The sequence below is a fragment of the Peptostreptococcus anaerobius 653-L genome, assembly GCF_000178095.1.
Classification (GTDB): Bacteria; Bacillota; Clostridia; order Peptostreptococcales; family Peptostreptococcaceae; genus Peptostreptococcus; species Peptostreptococcus anaerobius.
The window spans coordinates 24,857-47,231 of sequence record NZ_ADJN01000008.1; the positions used below are offsets into that span (position 1 = coordinate 24,857).

Annotated in this window: 22 protein-coding genes; all 22 read right to left on the minus strand. The window is 37.3% G+C overall.

Going from position 1 to position 22,375, the window contains the following annotated elements:
- Window positions 1–12: 12 nt before the first annotated feature.
- Window positions 13–669, minus strand: coding sequence for a thiamine diphosphokinase (locus HMPREF0631_RS00750; RefSeq protein ID WP_002842720.1), 657 nt, complete (start codon window positions 667–669; stop codon window positions 13–15).
- Between the two features lie 9 nt (window positions 670–678).
- A complete protein-coding gene (rpe, locus tag HMPREF0631_RS00755; protein ID WP_002842714.1) occupies window positions 679–1,338 on the minus strand; it encodes a ribulose-phosphate 3-epimerase in 660 nt (219 codons plus the stop codon).
- A complete protein-coding gene (gene rsgA, locus HMPREF0631_RS00760) occupies window positions 1,338–2,231 on the minus strand; it encodes a ribosome small subunit-dependent GTPase A (RefSeq protein ID WP_002842709.1) in 894 nt (297 codons plus the stop codon). Before rsgA ends, rpe begins: the two co-directional genes overlap by 1 nt.
- Before the next feature lie 108 nt (window positions 2,232–2,339).
- A complete protein-coding gene (ymfI, locus tag HMPREF0631_RS00765; protein WP_002842711.1) occupies window positions 2,340–3,077 on the minus strand; it encodes an elongation factor P 5-aminopentanone reductase in 738 nt (245 codons plus the stop codon).
- 104 nt (window positions 3,078–3,181) lie between these two features.
- On the minus strand, window positions 3,182–5,068 hold the full coding sequence (gene pknB / locus HMPREF0631_RS00770; protein ID WP_002842727.1) for a Stk1 family PASTA domain-containing Ser/Thr kinase: 1,887 nt from the start codon (window positions 5,066–5,068) through the stop codon (window positions 3,182–3,184).
- Between the two features lie 12 nt (window positions 5,069–5,080).
- On the minus strand, window positions 5,081–5,830 hold the full coding sequence (locus tag HMPREF0631_RS00775; RefSeq protein WP_002842717.1) for a Stp1/IreP family PP2C-type Ser/Thr phosphatase: 750 nt from the start codon (window positions 5,828–5,830) through the stop codon (window positions 5,081–5,083).
- Window position 5,831: 1 nt separating this feature from the next.
- A complete protein-coding gene (rlmN, locus tag HMPREF0631_RS00780) occupies window positions 5,832–6,890 on the minus strand; it encodes a 23S rRNA (adenine(2503)-C(2))-methyltransferase RlmN (RefSeq protein WP_002842715.1) in 1,059 nt (352 codons plus the stop codon).
- A gap of 22 nt (window positions 6,891–6,912) precedes the next feature.
- Window positions 6,913–8,253, minus strand: a complete 1,341-nt coding sequence (gene rsmB / locus HMPREF0631_RS00785) for a 16S rRNA (cytosine(967)-C(5))-methyltransferase RsmB (protein WP_002842694.1) — start codon at window positions 8,251–8,253, stop codon at window positions 6,913–6,915.
- An 80-nt stretch (window positions 8,254–8,333) separates the two neighbouring features.
- Window positions 8,334–9,026 (minus strand): zinc metallopeptidase, encoded by a 693-nt coding sequence (locus tag HMPREF0631_RS00790; protein ID WP_002842697.1) that lies wholly within the window; start codon window positions 9,024–9,026, stop codon window positions 8,334–8,336.
- 12 nt (window positions 9,027–9,038) lie between these two features.
- Window positions 9,039–9,968 (minus strand): methionyl-tRNA formyltransferase, encoded by a 930-nt coding sequence (gene fmt, locus HMPREF0631_RS00795; protein WP_002842724.1) that lies wholly within the window; start codon window positions 9,966–9,968, stop codon window positions 9,039–9,041.
- Window positions 9,968–10,417 carry a peptide deformylase gene (gene def / locus HMPREF0631_RS00800; protein WP_002842667.1) on the minus strand — a complete coding sequence of 150 codons (450 nt, stop codon included), beginning with the start codon at window positions 10,415–10,417 and terminating at the stop codon, window positions 9,968–9,970. Before def ends, fmt begins: the two co-directional genes overlap by 1 nt.
- A gap of 19 nt (window positions 10,418–10,436) precedes the next feature.
- A complete protein-coding gene (priA, locus tag HMPREF0631_RS00805) occupies window positions 10,437–13,046 on the minus strand; it encodes a primosomal protein N' (protein WP_002842691.1) in 2,610 nt (869 codons plus the stop codon).
- Between the two features lie 54 nt (window positions 13,047–13,100).
- Window positions 13,101–14,306, minus strand: coding sequence for a bifunctional phosphopantothenoylcysteine decarboxylase/phosphopantothenate--cysteine ligase CoaBC (coaBC, locus tag HMPREF0631_RS00810; protein ID WP_002842689.1), 1,206 nt, complete (start codon window positions 14,304–14,306; stop codon window positions 13,101–13,103).
- A 75-nt stretch (window positions 14,307–14,381) separates the two neighbouring features.
- Window positions 14,382–14,648 carry a DNA-directed RNA polymerase subunit omega gene (gene rpoZ / locus HMPREF0631_RS00815; RefSeq protein ID WP_002842682.1) on the minus strand — a complete coding sequence of 89 codons (267 nt, stop codon included), beginning with the start codon at window positions 14,646–14,648 and terminating at the stop codon, window positions 14,382–14,384.
- Window positions 14,642–15,268: a guanylate kinase gene (gmk, locus tag HMPREF0631_RS00820; protein WP_002842712.1), complete on the minus strand. Its 627-nt coding sequence runs from the start codon at window positions 15,266–15,268 to the stop codon at window positions 14,642–14,644. Before gmk ends, rpoZ begins: the two co-directional genes overlap by 7 nt.
- Before the next feature lie 10 nt (window positions 15,269–15,278).
- On the minus strand, window positions 15,279–16,160 hold the full coding sequence (locus tag HMPREF0631_RS00825; protein ID WP_002842693.1) for a YicC/YloC family endoribonuclease: 882 nt from the start codon (window positions 16,158–16,160) through the stop codon (window positions 15,279–15,281).
- Between the two features lie 51 nt (window positions 16,161–16,211).
- On the minus strand, window positions 16,212–17,036 hold the full coding sequence (locus HMPREF0631_RS00830; protein WP_002842669.1) for an alpha/beta fold hydrolase: 825 nt from the start codon (window positions 17,034–17,036) through the stop codon (window positions 16,212–16,214).
- A gap of 27 nt (window positions 17,037–17,063) precedes the next feature.
- Complete coding sequence (locus tag HMPREF0631_RS00835) at window positions 17,064–18,830, minus strand: Rqc2 family fibronectin-binding protein (RefSeq protein WP_002842702.1); 1,767 nt, start codon at window positions 18,828–18,830, stop codon at window positions 17,064–17,066.
- Window positions 18,831–18,862: 32 nt separating this feature from the next.
- A complete protein-coding gene (gene pyrR, locus HMPREF0631_RS00840; RefSeq protein WP_002842680.1) occupies window positions 18,863–19,393 on the minus strand; it encodes a bifunctional pyr operon transcriptional regulator/uracil phosphoribosyltransferase PyrR in 531 nt (176 codons plus the stop codon).
- A 33-nt stretch (window positions 19,394–19,426) separates the two neighbouring features.
- Window positions 19,427–20,389, minus strand: coding sequence for an RluA family pseudouridine synthase (locus HMPREF0631_RS00845; protein WP_002842668.1), 963 nt, complete (start codon window positions 20,387–20,389; stop codon window positions 19,427–19,429).
- A complete protein-coding gene (lspA, locus tag HMPREF0631_RS00850; protein WP_002842673.1) occupies window positions 20,389–20,838 on the minus strand; it encodes a signal peptidase II in 450 nt (149 codons plus the stop codon). Before lspA ends, HMPREF0631_RS00845 begins: the two co-directional genes overlap by 1 nt.
- A gap of 112 nt (window positions 20,839–20,950) precedes the next feature.
- A complete protein-coding gene (locus HMPREF0631_RS00855; protein ID WP_002842677.1) occupies window positions 20,951–22,150 on the minus strand; it encodes a C40 family peptidase in 1,200 nt (399 codons plus the stop codon).
- Window positions 22,151–22,375: the final 225 nt, after the last annotated feature.

Below are 22,375 nucleotides of genomic sequence, written 5' to 3' on the forward strand. Positions count from 1 at the left end.
GATTTAGTCTCCTTATAATTCATTCTTTATAACCAAAAGATATCCTTCTTCAAGACTTATAGAACACTTTTGGCCTATCATTACATTTGAAATTCCTCTTGGTTTTGAAAATTCCATATCATATTTTTCCAGCGGATACTCCAATCCACCAAGTGTAACTCCCTTAGCATCGCCATACAAGGGTATAAGAGAAATCAAATCACCAGCTTTTCCACTTATTTCTAGAGGATCTTTTCCTACTATATACAAGTCTCTATTCTTATCTAATATCCTAGGATTTAAACCCCTTTTGATAATATAATACAGTAGGTGTATGTTAGCTATTTCATGGTCTATTCTGCCTCCAAGAGCCCCGTATAAATCTATACTTTGGGCTCCCAAGTCTCTTGCCAACCATATAGCTAACTCCGTGTCTGTCTCGTTTTTTTTGCTGGGATACTTCTTAAATTCCGTACCTTTTTCAATAAAAAAAGTTAGAGATTCTTTGTCAATTGAATCAAGATCTCCTACTATGTAGTCTGGTACTGCTCCTATTCTCTGAAGGTGATTTGCTCCACCATCGACCCCAATTACGATATCGTAATTTTCCTTGTCAAACTTAGACTTTATTTGATCTACATCCTCTATTTCTCCATTTAAAAACAAACTTGCTTTTTTTTCTTTAGCCAATTTGATCAACTACTTTCCCTGAGCTGCATTTCTAAGGTCTTCTACAGCCTTGTTGATATCATCGTGTCCGAATATTGATGAACCACCAACTATGATATTGGCACCTGCGTCTACTACTTCCTTTATATTAGAAGCCTTGACACCACCGTCAACCTCTATATCTATTTCTAGGCCTCTTTCATCGATCATAGACTTTAGTTCTTTGATCTTATTGATAGTTTCTGGTATAAATGCCTGTCCACCAAATCCAGGGTTTACTGACATCAATAGTACCATATCAACATCACATAAAACATGCTTTATAGTTTCTACTGGTGTTGCTGGATTTAATACTACTCCAGCCTTCATGCCATGTGATTTTATATTTTGTATAGTCCTGTGTAGGTGAGTACATGCTTCCTGGTGTACAGTTACTATATCACATCCAGCATCTGCAAGTGCATCCATATATGCATCTGGATCTGTAATCATCAGGTGGGCATCAAATACCATATCTATATCTTTTCTAAGACTCTTTATTACAGCTGGTCCAAATGTGATATTAGGCACATAGTGTCCATCCATAACATCTAAGTGTAGGTATTCACAACCTGCATCCTGAGCCTTCTTACAATCCGCTAATAGTTCAGCAAAGTTTGCTGATAATATTGATGGCGCTAACTTTATCATTATAATTTCCTCCTAAATTTTCCATTATTATTTATTTCATCTAACAATTGTAAATAAGATTCATATCTTCTCTTTGAAATATGTCCATTTTCTACTGCTTCTTTTACGCCGCAATCCGGCTCATTTTTGTGTATGCATTTATTACCAAACCTACAATCACTATACTCGCCAAACTCAACAAAATATTCCCTAAGTTCCTCTGGATCAAGTTCATTGACATCAAAAGATGAAAAACCTGGCGTATCTGCAACAACTGCATTCTTTCCTATCTTGTATAGCTCGGCATGTCTTGTAGTATGCTTACCCCTACCCAACTTTTGAGATATCTCAGCCGTCTTGAGGTTAAACTCAGGGTCAATAGCATTGAGTATAGAAGACTTTCCAACTCCAGACTGGCCTGCAAATACAGAAACACATCCTTCCATTTCTTCTATTACCCTGTCGATATTTTCTCCTGTCCTAGCGCATACATCTATGACAGGATATCCTATAGACTCAAACTCTTCCTTAATCTGATTTGATATAAGCCTGTCTTCATCGAGGTCAGTCTTGGTAAGAAGGATTACAATCTCTAACTCTTCTCTCTCTGCCAGTATTATAAACCTATCTAGAAGAGACAGATTAGGTACAGGTTCCTTGACAGAAAAAGTGATTAGGACCTTGTCTATATTGGCTATAGGAGGTCTAACTAGATATGATTTTCTAGGCAATATTTCATCTATTATGCCCTTCTTGCCTTCTTCATCTAGTATGGATAACACAACACGATCTCCTACTAGAGGTGCCATATTTTTCTTCCTAAATATACCCCTTGCCTTGCATTCATAGATATCTTCACCCACTTGTACATAGTAAAAGCTACTGATACCCTTAATAATTATTCCTTTTGTCAAACCTATCCTCCTACTCAAATAATATCAACTTGTCTACTATTATACCTATCTCTTAATTATATCATAGATTAATCTCTTTAGATAAGCCCCAAGATATATTTATTGTTCCTATATTACTATACCACCATTGACTGACATGATTTGCCCTGTGATAAATCCTGCCTCTTTTGATGCTAGGTAAAGAACCATTGACGATATGTCTCCTACCTTGCCAAGCTCCATAATAGGAGTTTCATCTCTTAAACAAGCAAGGTCATCTTCTGTATAGCCCTCCATCATATCCGTCATAATAACACCCGGAGATACACAGTTAACCCTTATGCCAGATGGACCAACCTCCTTGGCTAGGGCCTTTGTAAGACCAATAACACCAGCCTTACTAGCTGAGTATATTACTTCACAGGAACCTCCAACTTCACCCCACATTGACGCTATGTTGATTATTTTACCGTCATGTTGTGGCTGCATGATTTTTAGAGCCTCTCTTGAACACAGGTAAACAGACCTTAGGTTAGAATCTATTACATAATTCCAATCATCTGTACTTGTATCAGTTAACAGGCTTCCATCAAGGGCTACACCCGCATTATTGACCAATAGATCCAATCTTCCATATGTCTTGTATATATAGTCAAACATCTCTATAACTTGATTTTCCTGAGATACATCAGCCCTATAAATTTGTGCCTTGTATCCATTAGATCTTATCTTGTCCACTAGGTCTTTGGCCTTTTCATGAGACTTATTGTAGTTTATTATTATCTCATAGCCTGCCTTAGAAAGGTCTATGGCTATCTGCCTTCCTATCCCCCTAGACGCTCCTGTAACAAGTGCAACTTTATTCATAGTCCCTCCTTATAAAATTTAAATACAATACCAACTTCTTTTATGTCATAAAAAGATTGTATGATATAAAAAAGAGCTATCTAAGATAGCCCTTTTATTAATTACTATTCAACTACAGAACCTGTTCTGGAAGAATCATCTATAACACTGCCAGAACCACTTGATGATCCTGATGAACTTTCACCTGATGATCCACTAGAACCTCTAGAAGTGCTTCCACTTGATGATCCACTAGAACCCCTAGAAGAAGATCCTCTTGATGATCCACTAGTGTCAGGTTCAACTATCCTAGTTGACCCTCCTGTAGAACCTGTATCAGGATTTGGATTGTATGATGGATTTGAGCCTTCCTCAATGATGCTTGGTTTTTCCTCAGACTTCTTTTTGCCCTTGCTGACAACCAATGATACCTTCTGTCCTTCATCACTAGATCCACCTACCAAACTCTGACTTAGAACCGTTCCTTCAGGAGCACTATTATATTCGTATTTGACATTACCCAAAAGCAGGCCGTTATCGTTTAGAAGTTTCTCAGCCTGAGTTAGCTTTAATCCTATCACATTAGGAACTGGAACCTTACTAGCCCCCTTACTGACTATTACTTCTATTGAGTCTCCCTTATTAAGGTTGGATCCACTGCTAGGAGTCTGACTTATAATTTTACCTTCAGGAACTTGACTAGAATATTCCTCAGATTTAACAACCAATTTTATGCCCGTACCATCTAGCTTATTTTGTGCTTCTGCAAGGCTCATATTCAGTAGACTAGGGGCAACAACTTGCTCCTGGTTAGACCTATTTGAAAATGGTCCTAGCCCCATCAATTTTGCAAAAACAGCCGCATAACCTATTAGTATCAGGATCAATATAGCAGCCAAAATCTTTAGCCTTCTTCTAGACTGAGGTGTCTCCTGTCTCTTATTCTTTTTTCTATCCTTTTTATCTTTTTTCTTATCTCTTCTGGACTTTTTCTTATTTTCGTAGTATTCGTCTTCATCATATTCATCATCGTAATACTCATCTTCGTAGTATTCGTCTTCATAATCATCGTCGTCATACTCTTCGTAATCCCTATTTACATTAGGCTTTCTACCAAAGAAAGGTGTAGGATCCTTGTGGTCCATATCGGCTGTTGCAAAGGAATCGTAGTCCTTTATATAATTGAGGTCTATATTTCTCTCAACATACTCTATATCCTCTATTAACTCTTCAGCTGTCTGATATCTTCCATCAGGATTTTTGTCAGTCAACTTGGAAATGATTGTCCTAACGCTCTTTGGAACCCTAACGATCTCCTCATTGGAGAATACAATCTCTTCATTGATATGCTTTAGGGCTATAGAAATTGGGCTATCTCCGCTAAATGGAACCCTACCTATTATCATCTCATAAAGAACTATCCCCAAGGAATAAAGGTCTGCATTTGATGTCAAGTGCTTGCCCTTGGCCTGTTCTGGTGAAATATAATGGACAGACCCTATTACACTTCCCATATTCGTCATAGTTGATGATGACACAGCCTTGGCTATACCAAAGTCAGCAACCTTCACCTGCCTTCCATCCTTGGATATAAGGATATTATGAGGCTTTATATCACGGTGGATAATACCGTTTCTATGCGCCGCACCAAGAGCCCTTGCTATCTGTTTTGCTATGTCTAGAGCAGTGTATTCTTCAAGAGAACCTTCATTTTGAATTATCTCTTTTAGGTTCTGTCCATCGACATACTCCATTACTATATAGTGAACCTTGCCATCTTCGCCGACATCATATACATTCACTATATTAGGGTGAGATAGACTGGCAACAGCCTCTGCCTCTCTCTTGAACTTAACCAAAAATTCCTGGTCATCTACAAACTCAGGTCTTAGTACCTTTACTGCTACTATTCTATTTAATAACTTGTCCCTAGCCTGGTATACAAAGGCCATACCTCCATCACCAATTTTTCTAAGGATTTCATATCTGTTTCCTAATACCGTTGCTCCCATAATAACACCACCTTACGCTACAACTATTATTACAGTTACATTATCTTTACCTGATGACTGGTTTGCTAGGTCTACTAGGTTGTCAGCTACCTTGTCCAAAGCTTCATCAACTTCAAAAACCTTAACTATATCATCATGCACAGCAGCACCAGTTAGACCGTCAGTAGTCAAAAGTAGCTTTTGTCCGCTAGTAAGTTCTTCTGTAAAGATATCCACAACCACAATCGGCTCAGTTCCTACCGCCCTAGTAATCTTATTTCTATCTGGATGGCTCCTAGCCTCTTCTTCTGTTATAATATTGGCCTTGATATACTCCTCTACAATTGAGTGGTCAGATGTAACTCTTCTAAGATTGCCACCCTCTTCAATATAACATCTTGAATCTCCGACATTGGCTATATAGGCCTTGTTGTCGTATACAATTGCAAGTGTAAGAGTTGTACCCATGCCTTCATACGTTATATCTTCTCTAGATTTCTCATAGATCATAGAATTCACAGTATTGTATGCCTGCTTTATAATATCATCTATGTATTCGATTTTTACTGTATCATTTTGTATAAGGTTGTCATTGAAAAAATCTATGATATTGTCAACTGCCAACTGGCTTGCTACTTCACCCTTATTGTGACCTCCCATACCATCGGCTATGGCAAATATACCTATCTCTTTTCCATCACCTATTTCTATTATCTCCCCTTTGCAATAGTCTTCGTTGTTTTTTCTGACCATTCCAATATGAGAAGTACAAACAAAATCCATACTATTCCTCCTTTGAAGTTCCCTTGTAGTCTCTCCTCAACTGACCACAGGCACCGCTTATGTCAGAGCCCATAGAGTTTCTGATCGATACAGGAATCTTGTTTTTATCCAAATAATTTTTGAATTTATTAATGTATTCTATGTTTGGTTTTTCATAGTCTCTTTCAGCAATCGGATTAATAGGGATCAAATTAACATGACACAACATACCCCTCAAGAGCTCAACTAATTTCTTAGCCTCCCTATCAGTATTGTTCTTGTCTTTTATCAAGGCATACTCAAAAGTAACCCTCCTATTAGTCTTAGATATGTAGTACCTACATGCATCCATCAACTCTTTAATCGTATATTTTTTGGCTATTGGCATTATTTCCTTTCTCTCTTCATCATATGGAGAATGTAGAGAGATCGCAAGGTTTATCGGAATCTGCATATCGGCAAGTTCCAATATCCTATCTACCAAACCACACCTTGAAAGGGTAATATGTCTATTACCTATATTCAAGCCGTTTTTTTCATTTACCAACTTCAAAAATCTCATAGAGTTGTCAAAATTGTCAAGAGGTTCTCCACTGCCCATCATGACTATATTAGACACCCTCTTGCCCAGGTCTTCTTGAACCTTCATAATCTGGTCAAGTATTTCCCATGCTTCTAAGTGCCTAGAAAGACCGCCTATTGTAGATGCACAAAAGTTACATCCCATACGACATCCTACCTGGTTTGACACACAGACTGTAAGCCTGCTATCATAATCCATAGCGACTGTCTCTATGATATTTCCGTCGTTTAAAAGAAAAAGATATTTCTTTGTATTATCTATCTTTGACTCTAGTTTAAGTTCTATATCAAGGTTGCCAATTATTGACTTTTCCCTCAATTTGTCCCTCAGACTCTTAGGTACATTTTTCATTTCATCAAAGTCCCTGATGTTTTTGTAGACCCAAGAATAAACCTGGGCTGCCCTAAACTTTTTCTCGCCCAAAGATAAGATAAACTCCACCATCTCTTCTTCAGTCAGGTTTTTAAGAACTACTTTCCCTATCTTACCTTCATTCATTATACCACACCTCGATTAATTTTTAAATTTTTTTCATCCTACAGATAAAGAATCCGTCCATATCATCCCTGTCTGGAATAATTTCCAGGTATCCTTTGTCCAACCTTTCTCTTTCAAAAGGCAAGTTTTCTATTGAATCTAGTTTAAATTCTTTGTTATCTTTCAAAAATTCTTCAATTAGTTCGATATTTTCCTCTTTGAATATAGTGCAAGTCGAGTATATAAGGACTCCATCTTTTTTTATGTACTTTGATGCATTGTCCAGGATTTTTCTCTGTATCTTGGGTAGTGAATCAACACCTTCTTTTTTCTTGTATTTTATTTCAGGCTTCCTCCTGACTATACCCATACCTGAACAAGGAACATCACATACTACATAATCAAATGCCCCCACATAATCTTCATTTATGACCATGGCATTGTTGATGCAGGCTTCTATATTAGTTAGACCCAGCCTATTTGAGTAGGCCTTGATAAGTTTGATCTTGTGGTCAAAAACATCACATGCCAATACAGAACCTGAATCTTTCATCATTTCTCCTATATGGCATGACTTGCCACCTGGTGCTGCACAAAGGTCTAGTACCTTAGAATTCTTCTTAGGGTTTAGGGCCCTTGCCACCATCATTGAAGATATATCCTGAACGCTTATATAACCACTTTTAAATAGGTCCTTGTTTTCAATCTGTTTGAAGTTCTCAACTTCTATGGCTTCTTCTAAAATATGCCTATCTCTGACTATGACGCCATCCTTTTCCAACCTATCTACTATATATTTTTTTAGGTCTGACAGATTTTCACCATCTCTTAACTTGTTCCTATTTATCCTTAGGAAAATCCTCGGCCTCATAGACAAGGCAGCTAAGATATTGGACGTCCTCTCTTTTCCATACTGGTCACTGATCCTATCGACAATCCAGTCCTCATATGAATACTTTATAGCTAGATTTTTGTAGCTATCGTCTAGGTCCAAAATCCTATCCTTCTCTCTTGATATATTTCTTAAGATTGCATTTACAAAACCTGATGAACGCCTATCTATCTTCTTCATCATCTTAACCGCTTCGTCTATGACTCCATAATCAGCCACCCTATCTAGGTATAGGAGTTGGTATACACCCATTCTCAATATTATCTTGACTGAGTGATTCATCTTTTTTACTTTTATTTTAGATTTTTTATTTATCATATAGTCCAAGGTCCTCTTGTTGGCTACAACACCATAAACAATCTCTGTAGCAAGGCCCCTATCCTTATTAGTTAACTTGCTATCTTTTAAAAATTTATTTAGTGCTATATTAGAGTAGTTGGAGTTTTTTTCTATATCTAGTAGTACCTTATAGGCAATATTTCTCGCTGTCATTATAATCCACCAATCTTTATAAACTACCAAAAAGGTCCCTACCCAAAATGGATAAAGGACCTCAATGTCTCTTCATCAATTTAGTCATCTCTTCTACTTGCTATCAAGACTAGTCTCAGTAGCTGTAGTATAGATGATAATGCGGCTGCAACATATGTCAAGGCAGCTGCACTCAGTACTTTTCTGCTAAGCCTTCTCTCGTCATGGCTGACTATTCCAAGCTCTTCTAATTGGACTAGGGCCCTTCTTGAAGCATCAAACTCAACTGGAAGAGTAACCAACTGGAATACTACTGTAGCAGAAAACAGTATTATACCTAACCATAGAAATTTAACATTGATAAAAAATCCCATCATTATTATTATCCATGAAGCTGAAGATGCAAAATTGACAGCCGGAACTATCATCGACCTAAGCAACATCGGCTTGTAGGCTAGGCTATCTTGAATAGCGTGTCCACACTCATGGGCAGCTACTGATACAGATGTTATAGAAGTTCCATAATATACCTCTTCAGATAAAGAAACTGTCTTACCTCTAGGATCATAATGGTCTGTAAGATTTCCAGCTACTGGACCTACTGGAACATGTCTTAGGCCATTGGCATCCAAAATCCTCCTAGCAACTTCTGAGCCTGGTATTCCCTTTTCTGACCTCACCTTAAAATACTTGCTGGTAGTAGAGTTGACCTTGAATGAGGCATACATACTCAGTATTATTGCCGGTATCAATATCAACATACTACTATCCATATAATAACCATACGGATACATATTTATCACTCCTTAATTAAACTTATAAGAAGATTCTAACCTATTTCCCTTAATAAATTCTGAAAAAGGCATCCTCTTCTTATTTGGAACCTGTAATTCTAAGACCAAAATAGTCTCGTCCTTACACGCAATCTCAAGTCCTTCCTTGGTCTGACTAACAATGGTTCCCGTCTCCTTGTCTGTCTTTTTACCAGTCAACCTTGTCTTCCATATTTTTATCTTACCCATATCAGACATAGTCCAAGCTCCAGGCCAAGGTATTGTGCCCCTTACAAGGTTGTGGACCTCTCTTGCTGTCCTAGAAAAATCTATATGACCAAGGTCCCTGTCCATCATAGGTGCATATGAATACTCCTCATGATTTTGAGCTGTCCTAGTATAGTTACCTGACTCAAGGTCTTTGACTGTCTTGCCTAGTAGTTCAGCTCCTTCAACCATCATAAGGTCATGAAGGTCTCCAGCTGTCATATCTATATCCAGAGGAAATTCCTTGCAAGTGATTATGTCACCAGTATCTAGGCCTTCATCCATAAACATTATCGTTACACCTGTTTTTTCCTCACCATTTATTAGGACCCAGTTTATAGGAGCTGCTCCCCTGTACTTAGGCAGTATTGATACATGGACATTGATACAACCTATCTTTGGTATATCTAGTAGGTCTTTTTTAAGTATCTGTCCAAAGGCTATAACAACTATCAAATCTGGTTCTAGACCCCTTATCTTCTCTACGAACTCTTCTGAAGATGCCTTCTCTGGCTGCAAAACATCTATGCCCTTTTCTAGTGCCAACTCCTTTACAGGAGACATAGCAAGTTTTTTGCCCCTTCCCTTAGGTCTATCTGGCTGGGTTACAACAGCACATACATCATGGCCATCATCTATTAATTTTTTTAGAGAGTCAACTGCAATCTCCGGTGTTCCCATAAAGACTATACGCATTATTTATCACCCTTTTCTACACGCTCTACAAATAGTATTCCCTCTAGATGGTCAAGTTCATGACAAAAAGCCCTCGCCATAAGTCCTTCACCTTCTATTTCAAAGTCTTTTCCATTCCTGTCCTGTGCCTTTACCTTTACGTAGTTAGGCCTTGTAACCTCAGCTACATAGTCTACAACGCTAAGGCAGCCCTCAACGTCTGTTTGCTCACCCTCTTGTGCAATGATTTGTGGGTTGATAAGTTCTATTAGGCCTGTTCCAATGTCAACTACAACAGCCCTTCTAAGTATGCCAACCTGTGGGGCTGCAAGACCTACACCGTCTTCATTGTACATTGTATCCGCCATGTCATCCAATAATGTATGTAGCTTTTCATTAAAATCTACAACCTTCTTTGCCTTCTTATTTAAAACGGGATCTCCCATTTTTACTACATTTCTAATTGCCATCTTACTTTATAACCTCCTACTATATATATGAATTTGGGTTTACCTCTATACTTATCTGTATGTCCTTGTCAAATATATCATCAAACTTAGATATACATAAATATTTTACCATATTTTTTATGGTCTTTATATCTAAATACCTATCCTTTATGACAACCTGCCACCTATACTTAGAATTTATCCTGTTTATAGAGCATTCATTCGGTCCAAGGATTGATTTACTATAGCTTTGAATATCCTCCCCACCACACTGGTGCTTGATAAGGTAGAGGATAGATTCAAAAAATTTCTCTGAATTGTACTTTACTTTCTTATAATTATTCCCTGAAAATACAAGCCTTAACATATTATTAAAGGGTTCATAACCGAAAGTCTTTCTAATCCTTATCTCATTATTATAAAATCCCTTATAGTCATAGTTCACTGCAGCCCTGATAGCGAAGTGGTCTGTGTCATAGGTCTGTAGGATTACCCTACCCTCTTTTTCAGCCCTTCCAGCCCTTCCAGCTACCTGAGTCACAAGTTGAAAAGTCATCTCTGCAGCCTTATAATCTGGGTAGTTGAGCATCATATCTGCTGAAACTATACCTACTAGGGTTACATTGTCAAAGTCATGGCCTTTGGTTATAATCTGGGTCCCTATCAGTATATTGGCCTCTTGGTTTTGGAACTTGATTAAGATATTTTCTAGGTCACCCTTCTTTGACGTTGTATCCTTGTCTACCCTAAGGACCTTGGCACTTTCTATTTGAGACCTTATCTCTTCTTCTATCCTCTGAGTACCCGTTCCAACACTCGATATATGCATACCACCACACTGGGGACATATACGGGCTATATTTTCCTCATGACCACAATAATGGCAGACCCCCTTGTTGGAAGACTTGTGGTAGGTAAGGGATATATCGCAGTTGCCACACTTAAATACATAGCCACATTCTTTGCAGGTCACAAAATTTGCATAGCCCCTCCTGTTTAGAAATAGGATAACTTGGTTGCCTGCCTCAATTGTAGCCCTCACCTCATCCAACATCCTATCAGACAAAAAGTTATTGGTCATTGGATTAAATGACTTTCTCATATCAACCAAGTCTATCTTGGGCATGGGTCTATTATTAGCCCTCTTGACTAGCTCCACAAGCTTATAGCCGCCCTCCAAGGCCCTATAATAGTCGGATACCTTTGGAGTTGCAGACCCCAAGACTAGGTTGATTCCGTATATTTTGGCCATAGTCCTGGCAACCTCAATTGCATCGTATTTTGGAGTCATATCAGACTGGTAACTTGAGTCATGCTCTTCATCTATTATTATTAGGCCTAGGTTACTAAAAGGCATAAAAATAGATGACCTAGTACCTACAAGTACCCTGATATTCCCCCTTCTTATCTGCCTATATACATCGTGTTTCTCACCAGCTGATAGTTGTGAGTGAAAGACCCCCACTATATTTCCAAACCTGTTTTTCACCCTAGCTATCATCTGGGGAGTCAAGGCTATCTCAGGCACCAAAAATATGGAGTCCATACCTTGACCAAGATATTTTTCAATAAGGTCAAGGTAGACCTCAGTCTTACCGCTACCTGTCACACCATGAAGTAGGTATGGTTTCTTATCAGGATTTTCCATATCAGAAAATATTTCTTGGCTCACCCTAGTCTGGTCTTCATTTAGGAATATTTCCCTCTTGTCAATCTTAAAAGAATCATCATATGACCTAAAGTAATCCACCTCACTAGAGTCTATCAAGGCCTTGTCTATAAGGCTGTTAACACTAGACAAACCTACATCCAATATCTGGCATAGGTCCTTTAGGCATACATTTTGATTTAATTTTAGAAATTCTATTATCTTTTCCTGTTTCTTGCCAAGCCTGATCTTGTTTTCTTTTATATATTTATCAAGTTCTTCTGGTTTTTTCGCCAGACTTATATATTTTATCTTTTTCTCATTTTTACTTTCTATATAGGTCCATCCAATTTTGATAAGCCCCTTGTCTATCAACCTAGAAAGAGAAGCCTTAGAGTGTCCTTCTACAAATTCATCATAATCTATATATTTAGCTTCTTTTGATGAATACAAAAGCTTTCTAAAAGACCTATAGGTATCAAGGTCCTTACTTTCGATATTAGGAGTTTCAATACTAGTACTTTTAGCAATATCTTTTCCCATATTATCTCTTTCAATACTAGCTATTTCAAGTTCTTCATCTTCAAAATTTTCTATCTGCCTATATATCTCCTCTGCTCCATCTGTCATGAGCAGGATTTTTTTAGACTCAGACCTGTAGCCCTTTGGATAGAATAGGTTTATACAGTCTACAAAGGTACACATATATTTTTTCCTCATCCAATAAATCAGTCTGATATTGTCCTTTGTAAGCATAGGATCTTCATCTAAAATATCAATTATATCCTTTATTTTAGGACCAACTTCATATATATCAGCTGATTGGTCAAGACCTTGTTTTATATTAAATACAAAGGCTTCTATTGGCTTGTTTGACTTACCCATTGGTACGCTCAACCTATGTCCAATCTTTACCTGGTCCGCAAAATGCTTAGGAAGGCTGTATGTAAATAATTTATCAGCATACCTAGCTTTTGACCTTACTATAACTTCTACATACACAAAACCACCTCCCTCAAAAAAAAAGAGAAAGGTATACACCCTCCTCTAAAAGTCCTACCTAGTTTCAAGTATAGACTTGACCTTATCTAGTATATGGTCAGCCACTTCTGTTTTCATGCACTTTGGCAGTTCCTGAATATCGCCCTTTGAATCAATTAACTTGACAATATTTGTATCAGTACCAAATCCAGCACCTGAAATAGTTAAGTCATTGGCGACTATAAAGTCTAGGTTTTTCTTTTTTATTTTTGCACTTGCATTATCTAGCAAGTCATTTGTCTCTGCAGCAAAACCAACTAATACTTGGTGTTTTTTTATCTTGCCCAATTCCTTGGCTACATCCTTGTTCCTATCCAGTCTAATAAGCAAATCTTCATCAGATTTTTTTATTTTTTTGTCTGAATAAGACTTTGGCTTGTAGTCCGCTACAGCAGCTGACTGTATGATGACATCATTCTTGTCAAACTCTGACATCATCGCCTTATATAGATCGTTGGCAGATTCTATCTCTATCAATTTTTCAAGTCCCTTAGGCCTATTAAGGTTGGTTTTTCCACTTACTAGAGTGACCCTAGCCCCCCTCTTAACCGCCTGACTTGCTATCGAATATCCCATCTTACCAGAAGACCTGTTGGTTATATACCTAACTGGATCTATAGCCTCTATAGTAGGCCCTGCTGTTACTATTATTCTAATTCCTTCAAGATCTCTATTAATATCTTCAAAGTATTCTTCTACACTCTCAATTATTGTGTCAACATCAGCAAGCTTGCCCTTGCCTGTATCTCCACATGCTAGTAGGCCTGATGCTGGCTCTATAAACCCATAACCCAAGCCCCTTAGTTTATCTATGTTGTCCTGAACTATAGGATTTGAATACATATTAGTATTCATAGCTGGTGCAATTATACACTTGGCCCTTGTAGCCATCACTGTCGTTGTCAACATATCATCAGCTATGCCTGATGCTATCTTACCTATAAAATTTGCAGTTGCAGGCACTATCAAAAATAAGTCTGCAGCCTTGGCTAGTTCAATATGTTCAACTTCCCAAGTCTTTGGATCTTGAAACATATCCCTTATAACAAAGTTGTTGCTCAATGTTTGAAGTGTCAATGGAGCCACAAACTCACAGGCTGATTGGGTCATAATCACATGAACCCCAGCACCTAATTTTCTAAGCCTACTTACTACATCACAGGCCTTATAAGCAGCTATGCCTCCTGTAACACCAACAACTATAGTCTTATTCTTTAACATACTATCACCTAATTTATCAACCTTCTATACCACAATATGTGGCACTATTGATTTATTTTTACTAACTACTTAATATTATTCCTGTTCTAGTAACTTTCTTTCCTGTTCTAACTTATGAACTCTCTCTTTTTCTTCTATTTCTTCATTAGTTAGGAGTCTATAAGATACCTTGCCTGCTATTATCTCTTCACTAGCTACCACTACTGGCTTGTCTTTTTCATCAGCATCTATTAGAGGCTTTGAGTTATCAACTATTTCTCTGGCTCTCTTTGAAACTGTCGCTATTAGGTAGTACCTATTATCTATCTTTTCTACTATGTCGTTTAATGATGGCTTTAACATTTTTCTTTCTCCCTTTCAAACATATCAAATATATCTTTTTTATATCTTGCTACCCTAGATTTTTCTGATTTTATTATTTCAAAAATTTCCTCAGCAGACTTATCAACTATATTATTAAAAATAAAGTAATCATAGTCACCCAACAACTTTATCTCATTGTATGCACTATTAAATCTTTTTTCTATTTGTTCTTTTGTTTCTGTTCCTCTTCCAACAATCCTATGTTTCAATTCATCAAGACTAGGTGGCAATATAAATACAAATACCGCATCAGGACATACCTCTCTAATCTGTCTTGCACCCTGCATCTCTATTTCTAGAATCACATCGACCCCTGCATCTAGTTGGTCAACTATGGCTTGCTTAGGTGTTCCATAGTAGTTGTCATATATCATGGCGTGCTCTAAAAACTCGCCATTTTCAACCATTTTTTCAAATTCTTCTCTTGTCTTGAAATAATAGCTGATTCCTTCTTTTTCTCCAAGTCTAGGTTGTCTAGTAGTAGCTGATACAGATAACTTGATTGCATCATTCATTTCGACCATCTTTTTACATATAGTTCCCTTGCCTGTACCACTAGGTCCTGATACTACCAACAATAAGCCCCTTTTTTTTATCATATGCCTACTCCTACTCTATATTCTGTACTTGTTCTCTAATCTTTTCAAGCTCAGCCTTTATCTGGATAACCAAGTTGGTTATGTCAATGGCTGATGACTTAGACCCTATAGTATTAACTTCCCTATTCATCTCCTGAATCAAAAAGTCTAACTTACGCCCTATTGAATCATCATTTACAATTGTGTTCCTAAGCTGGTTTATGTGACTTCTAAACCTAACTATTTCTTCAGTGATGCTTGACTTATCTGCATATATGGCTACCTCTTGAGCCAATCTCGCCTCATCAACTAGGGCTGGATTTTCTAGGATCTCGCCTATTCTCTGGTTTAGCCTAGACCTGTAGTCTTCCACAACTGTGTCAGAAAATCTTTCAACATCATCAATGTATTTTTCAAGTAGGTTAGATCTCTCTATTATATCCTTTTCAAGCTTAGTGCCCTCTTCCTTTCTCATATTAGAAAGACTCATAAGGGCTTTTTCACTAGCCTCTCTTAGGGCATTCCACAAGATTTCTTCATCATCTTCTGCCTCTGTTACAGACACAATCTCTGGAAATTTTGATATCTCAACTGGGTTGATCTCTTGCTTTAGATCAAAACCATCTTTTATCCTCTTTAGTATTTCAAAGTACTGTTTGGCTAAGTCTTCATCATAAACTAATTTAGCACCTGATGAACTAACTGTGTCAAACTTTATAAACATATCTACTCTACCCCTTGAGATATAATCCTTGACCAACTGTCTCAGTCTATCTTCCAAGAATGACACCTTTCTAGGTAGCCTAGGGTTGACGTCTAAATATTTATGGTTTATAGTTTTGCATTCTACGGAAATATTATACTTGTCGTCCTTATATTCCCCCATGCCAAAACCTGTCATGCTCTTTGCCATAGTACCTCCCTGTCAATAAATTAATTTCGTAACTTCCATTATACCATACTTTTACAGTATTTTTAAGTAGTTTTCAAGCTCCATCTTAAAATATCTCGGCTTATTATTTACAAATCCATGACTTGAATTTTCAAATATACAAGTGTAGGTATTTTCTATATTTTTCTCTAGATATCTCACCACCTCAGGATTAACCAGGGACCCTGGACTTGCAAAGAAAAGACCGGTAGGCACCTTTATCTTTTTTATATCCTCCCTAAAATCTGAGCTACAAATAGAAAACCACATAGATGTTATTGAATAATAAGAGTTACCAGCCAAGTCACCTGCTATGGCCCTTTTAACTACTCTTTGGTCTATCTTTTTGAGGTCTGGATCAATCTTTGTATACATGTGATAGTAGGCTTCTTCCATATTTTCAAACTGGTCAGCAACAGACTTTATAAAGTCCTCTTGCTTGAAGTCTCCAAACATTATACCTAAATTCCAATCTTCATCACTAACTACCTTAGGTGTCATATCGCATATTATCAGGGACCTAATATCTCCATCTCCATACATCTGGAAATACTTAAACAATATGCAGGCTCCCATAGAATAACCCAGCAAGATAGGTTTGTCTAATTTTAGATAGTCCATAAGTTCTTTTAAATCTTGGGCAAGACATCCAAGAGACATATCTCTGTCAGGTCTATCTGAAATCCCAAAGCCCCTGTGGTCATAGACTATCTTCCTGTATCCCTCTAGATTATCATAGCTATAGCTAAAGTCTTTGTGGCTAGTTCCCCAAGCATGGAGAAATACAATTGGTATTAAATTTTCCTCACCTGAATCCTCATAGTAGATCCTGTATCCTGATGAATTAGTAAAATACATCCCGTTACCTCCAAGGTTATTTACAACTTATTCATATCCCCTTATCTTAGCCTTTGCTTCATCGCTAGGTGTAACATAGGCTGTCTTATTAGTCTCGTATATAACCATACCCGGTTTTGCACCAGATGGTTTTTTGACATGCTTTTTGATTGTATAGTCTACAGGTACATTGGCTGACATCTTGGCCTTACTGTAGTAGGCTGCAAGTGTTGCAGCTTCTAATATTTCTTCATCTAAGACCTTTTTACCAGCACACTTTAAGACAACGTGTGATCCAGGTATGTTCTTTGTATGGAACCACAAGTCTTCATTATCTGCCAACCTAAGTGTAAGGTAGTCATTCTGCTTGTTGTTTTTACCAACCATTATAAGATTGCCTCCACTTGACATATATTTCAAGTACTGGGTATTTGGCTTGATATCCTTCTTAGGCATCCTGTAAGACTTGATATAGCCTTCTCTAATCAATTCTTCTCTTATTTCCTTTAGGTCCTTGTCATTATCGCAGTTTTCAATTGCAAGAAGACTGTTTTCTAGGTACTCAGACTCTTCAAGGTTGATTTTTATCTGTTTACTTATTTCTTCGCTTGCATTTTTCAGCTTGTTATATTTTTTGAAATACTTTTGAGCATTTTCAGATGGAGTAAGATTTTTATTGAGGCTTACCCTTATCTTTGAGTTATTGTCATAGAAATTATCCAATTCGACCTCTTCCATACCCTTTTGAACCATATATATGTAAGAAGTTAGAATCTCTCCCTTGACCCTGTAATCATCAGCCTTTTCAGACTCTAGCAGCTCTTGATTCTGCTTTTTAATCTTATTGTTGACCCTGTCTAGCTTTATCTGAAGGCTCTTTTTCATGGCAGAAGCCCTCTGATTTATCCTGTCCTTTATATCCTTACTTATATAATAGGACTCTATAGCCTGGGATACCCTGTCAAAATTTATCTCAGTAAGGTCTTCATACTGGTTTAACTTTATAGATGAAAACTCGACTATTTTGTCTCTTTTTTCATCTATTATCATATTTGGATATGCTTGACCCAACTCTAACTTGCCAAACATAAGATTTATCTCTTTTATAATCCTATCTATTTCTCCGTCGCCTATCTCAAGACTTGACATTGACTTGTCTATATCTAGCCTATAACATATCTCCCTAGCAACTGTAGGTGACAGGCCTAATATGTTGCTATATATCGCCTTAAATATCTGCATATCACAAGACCTGATTCTATCAATCAATTCTTGCCTATCAATATTTGCCATAGGATTGATCTTGTCTTGAACTGGGGGTAATTCATATGCCATACCAGGTAGTATCTGCCTTAACCTAGATACACTAGGTGGAACCCTCTTTATAGAGTCCAGTATCCTGTTCTCAGTATCGTGAACCAGTATAATATTAGAGTGTTTGCCCATGATTTCAACATAAAGGTACTTTCTTGTTTTTTCCCTTAGCTCATCATATGAATCTATGGCTATCCTGATAATTCTCTCAAAGCCAACCTGGACAACACCTGCTATTACTCCAGACTGTATATGCTTTCTAAGTGTCATACAGAAAACAGGAGCTTTTTTAGGATTTTGCTTTTCATAATTATCCGCTATATATACCCTTGGGTGCGATGGACTTGCACTCAATACTAGCTTGTAGTTATCCTTACCAGCCCTTATTTTAAGGCATACCTCATCCTTTTCAGGTTGGTAGACCTTGTCAATTTTAGTTCCTTCCAACATTTCGTTCAATTCCCTAGCAAGAGAATTTACTACTATCGCATCAAATGCCATTTATGTAACCTTCCTCTTAATCTTATTAATTCTTATTTATCGCAAATTATAACTGCATCTTCTCCATCCAATTCTTCAAACTTGACTTGAACAGATTCCGTCCTAGAAGTAGGGACATTTTTGCCTACATAGTCAGCCCTGATTGGAAGTTCTCTATGCCCCCTGTCTATCAATACAGCCAACTGTATCATGCTAGGCCTTCCATTGTCTATAATATAGTCCATAGCAGCCCTTATAGTTCTTCCTGTAAACAAGACATCATCGACAAGTATTACAGTCTTGCCTTCAACATCAAGACTAAAGCTCTCATCAACAGTATCTCTAATCTTATCATGTGTTATGTCATCCCTGTATCTAGTTATATCTATAAAATCAGATATGACATTTCCACCCTCTATTTCACTTACTTTTTTAGCTATCATCTTTGCCAAAGGGATACCCTTAGTCTTAATCCCAACAATAAATATATTCTCAATACCCTTATTCTTCTCAACTATTTCATGACTTATTCTAGTTACAGCCCTCATGACTGCCTTTGAATCCATTATCCTAGCCTTTTCCATTTTACACCTCATAATCAAATATCATCACTGTACTTACCTAAGTTTATTTAATACATCCTCAAAGTACTCAGGCAAGTCACTATCAAACTCCATATACTTCCCACTTATTGGATGAATGAATCCCAACTTCCTAGCGTGTAGGCATTGTCCTTCTAATTTTGCAAACGTCTTTACCTTATAGCCATATAGGTTGTCCCCCAATATAGGCCTATTTATAGAGGATATGTGGACCCTTATCTGGTGGGTTCTTCCTGTCTCAAGCCTTGCACTTAGGTGAGAGTATCCATCGTAGTTTTCAACAAGCCTAAAATGAGTTACCGCCCTCTTGCCATTTGTCTTTACTATAGCCATCTTCATCCTGTCCTTGGGATTTCTACCTATAGGTCCGTCAATGGTTTTTTCTTGCCATTCAACATTACCTATGCAAATCATCTCATATTCTCTTGTTATTGAATGCACCTTAAATTGATCAGATAGCCCCTGGTGAGTTTGGTTGTCCTTGGCTATTACAAGCAGGCCTGACGTATTCTTGTCTATCCTGTGTACAATGCCAGGCCTTATAACACCGTTGATTGACGAAAGCCTGTCTCCACAATGAAATAAAACAGCATTTACAAGAGTCCTATCAGGGTTTCCCGGTGCCGGATGTACAACCATACCCTGTTGCTTATTTACAACCATAAGATAGTCATCTTCGTAGACTATATCTATGCCTATATCCTGTGGCTCTATCTCTAAGGCCTGAGGTTCAGGCATATTCACTTCAATCTTATCCCCAGTTTTAACCTTGTAGCTAGCCTTTTCAATTTTAGAATTCACCCTTATCCTATCTTCCTTGATCAACTTTTGTATGTAGGACCTAGATATATCCCTATATTGACTAGCAATATAAAAATCAAGTCTCGAGTCTGCATCATCATCTGATACTATATAAACATCAACATCTATTTCATCAGCAAGTGCTAGTGTATCTAGTTCAAAATCTTTTTCTTTCATTACTCACCCTCATATTCCTTATAAAAAAACAATATATACACTGCCAAAATTATAGTACCAACAACAACCAGTATATCTGCGAAGTTAAACACATAAGACCATATAAACCTAAAGTCAAAAAAGTCTATAACATATCCTAACCTAGCCCTGTCAATAACATTACCAACAGCACCTGCTATTATAAGAGCAATTGAGACCTTAGCCATCTTTGTAATGTTGGACTTATGTATATAACCCAGGCCCACTATTACTACCACAAGGGCGACTAGGACAAACACCATTTGTTTGTCTTGAAACAAACCAAAAGCTGCCCCCCTGTTTTCAACATAGGTAAGGTTGAAAAATCCATCAATAATAGGTATGCTACCACGATTACCGAGAATAGCCTTTATCTTAACCTTTGATATTTGGTCTATAAATATCAATAGTAGTATCAACAATTCGTACATTTTATGCTCCTTTTAAACAAAATTCTAGTTATATCAATTATATCACAAAGTGTTGATAAAATAAAAAAAAGATGCTGAAAAATCAGCATCCTTAGATTCTTATTCATTTTAATTAAAATCTTCTAGCTCCTAAACATTTTACCCAACTCTCAGATAGGCTAGATGTTTTTACATATTCAGGGTTTGAAGCTGTACCACTAGCGTGTATAAACTTTCCGTTTCCTAGGTATATACCAACATGACTTACTGTACCGCTACCCATTGTGTCAAAGTATAATAAGTCTCCTGCAATAGCATTAGCAAGACTTACAGCCCTACCAGCAGAAGCCTGAGCTCTAGAAACTCTAGGTATATCAATACCCAAAGCCTTCTTATATACATACTGAGTAAATCCTGAACAGTCAAATCCTGAAGTAGATGTTCCACCCCATGAATACCTTGTTCCTAGTAGAGACTGAGCTATCTTTGCTACAGCACCACTTGCCTTAGTAGGAGTAAGACCTGATTTATTTTTATCAGCTACCGCATCTGTTTGCGAGTTATCTCTCTGTGAATTGTTAGTTAAATTTCCCTGTGAATTGTTAGTTACATTCCCCTGTGTCTTAGCTATATAACCAGCGCCAACATATCCAATAGTTCCATTTGATAGTCTCACCTTATACCAACCTGACTCTTCACCAAGTATTTCTACATCGTCATTGTTGTTAAGAGTTGATATAACTTTGTTATTAATTCCTGCTCCTGATCTAACATTTAGGCCAACTGAAGAGTTAACCCTACCCATAGCTGAAGAACTTGCGTTGCTACTTGGACTAGTCTTCTGATTTTCTACCTGAACATTTTCACTATTATTTTTAATATTAGTTATATTCTTATTTTTAAATGTCTTTTTATTTAAATTGTTATTGTTCTGAGCCACTGGATTAACCTTAGTGTTTACAGCTGGAACTGCTGACTTTCCATTTTCATCAGTTACGTAATATCCGCTGACCCAGCCACACTGTCCGTCTTCTGTCTGGATGTTAGCCCAGCCATTCTGACTTTCCTTTATAGTTACTTTAGAACCTGCCTGAAGTTTTGAGACCTTATTTGAAGTTGCACTTGGCTGTTCTCTAAGATTGATGCTTGTACTAGTTTGTGCCTGCTTCTGTTCTGGTGTACTAGTTTGTGCCTGCTTCTGTTCTGGTGTACTATTTTGTGCTTGCTGTTCTAAAGCATTATTCTGTACCTGCTGTTCTGAAGCACTAGCATTAGTAACGGATATGGCAACTGCTGCAGCACCTAACCCTAACACTGTTATTGCTTTTTTCATCTAAATTCTCACCTCTCATTTATTATCGTTAAACTACTGAACAATACTTGCTTACAAAACAGTAGTTTTCCAAAAGACTATTTTTATGTCATTTTTTTCATATTTACAAAGTCTTAATCTTATTTTCTGAATCTCATGTACTTATATTACAACATTTTGTTACTTGTGTAAAGACTTTTTCAAAAAATTTATCAAAAAAACGCATTTTTTGTAACCTTTTTGACG

Coding starts and splice junctions, on each gene's coding strand:
- lspA (WP_002842673.1), bottom strand. CDS start 20,838: ATGTACGAATTGTTGATACTACTATTGATATTTATAGACCAAATATCA.
- rpe (WP_002842714.1), bottom strand. CDS start 1,338: ATGATAAAGTTAGCGCCATCAATATTATCAGCAAACTTTGCTGAACTA.
- pknB (WP_002842727.1), bottom strand. CDS start 5,068: ATGGGAGCAACGGTATTAGGAAACAGATATGAAATCCTTAGAAAAATT.
- rpoZ (WP_002842682.1), bottom strand. CDS start 14,648: ATGTTAAAGCCATCATTAAACGACATAGTAGAAAAGATAGATAATAGG.
- HMPREF0631_RS00775 (WP_002842717.1), bottom strand. CDS start 5,830: ATGGATTTTGTTTGTACTTCTCATATTGGAATGGTCAGAAAAAACAAC.
- rsmB (WP_002842694.1), bottom strand. CDS start 8,253: ATGACAGCGAGAAATATTGCCTATAAGGTACTACTAGATATAGAAAAA.
- def (WP_002842667.1), bottom strand. CDS start 10,417: ATGGCAATTAGAAATGTAGTAAAAATGGGAGATCCCGTTTTAAATAAG.
- HMPREF0631_RS00845 (WP_002842668.1), bottom strand. CDS start 20,389: ATGAAAGAAAAAGATTTTGAACTAGATACACTAGCACTTGCTGATGAA.
- HMPREF0631_RS00855 (WP_002842677.1), bottom strand. CDS start 22,150: ATGAAAAAAGCAATAACAGTGTTAGGGTTAGGTGCTGCAGCAGTTGCC.
- rlmN (WP_002842715.1), bottom strand. CDS start 6,890: ATGAATGAAGGTAAGATAGGGAAAGTAGTTCTTAAAAACCTGACTGAA.
- HMPREF0631_RS00830 (WP_002842669.1), bottom strand. CDS start 17,036: ATGTATTTTACTAATTCATCAGGATACAGGATCTACTATGAGGATTCA.
- ymfI (WP_002842711.1), bottom strand. CDS start 3,077: ATGAATAAAGTTGCACTTGTTACAGGAGCGTCTAGGGGGATAGGAAGG.
- coaBC (WP_002842689.1), bottom strand. CDS start 14,306: ATGTTAAAGAATAAGACTATAGTTGTTGGTGTTACAGGAGGCATAGCT.
- gmk (WP_002842712.1), bottom strand. CDS start 15,268: ATGATAAAAAAAAGGGGCTTATTGTTGGTAGTATCAGGACCTAGTGGT.
- fmt (WP_002842724.1), bottom strand. CDS start 9,968: ATGCGTATAGTCTTTATGGGAACACCGGAGATTGCAGTTGACTCTCTA.
- HMPREF0631_RS00825 (WP_002842693.1), bottom strand. CDS start 16,160: ATGGCAAAGAGCATGACAGGTTTTGGCATGGGGGAATATAAGGACGAC.
- HMPREF0631_RS00835 (WP_002842702.1), bottom strand. CDS start 18,830: ATGGCATTTGATGCGATAGTAGTAAATTCTCTTGCTAGGGAATTGAAC.
- HMPREF0631_RS00790 (WP_002842697.1), bottom strand. CDS start 9,026: ATGTATCCGTATGGTTATTATATGGATAGTAGTATGTTGATATTGATA.
- pyrR (WP_002842680.1), bottom strand. CDS start 19,393: ATGGAAAAGGCTAGGATAATGGATTCAAAGGCAGTCATGAGGGCTGTA.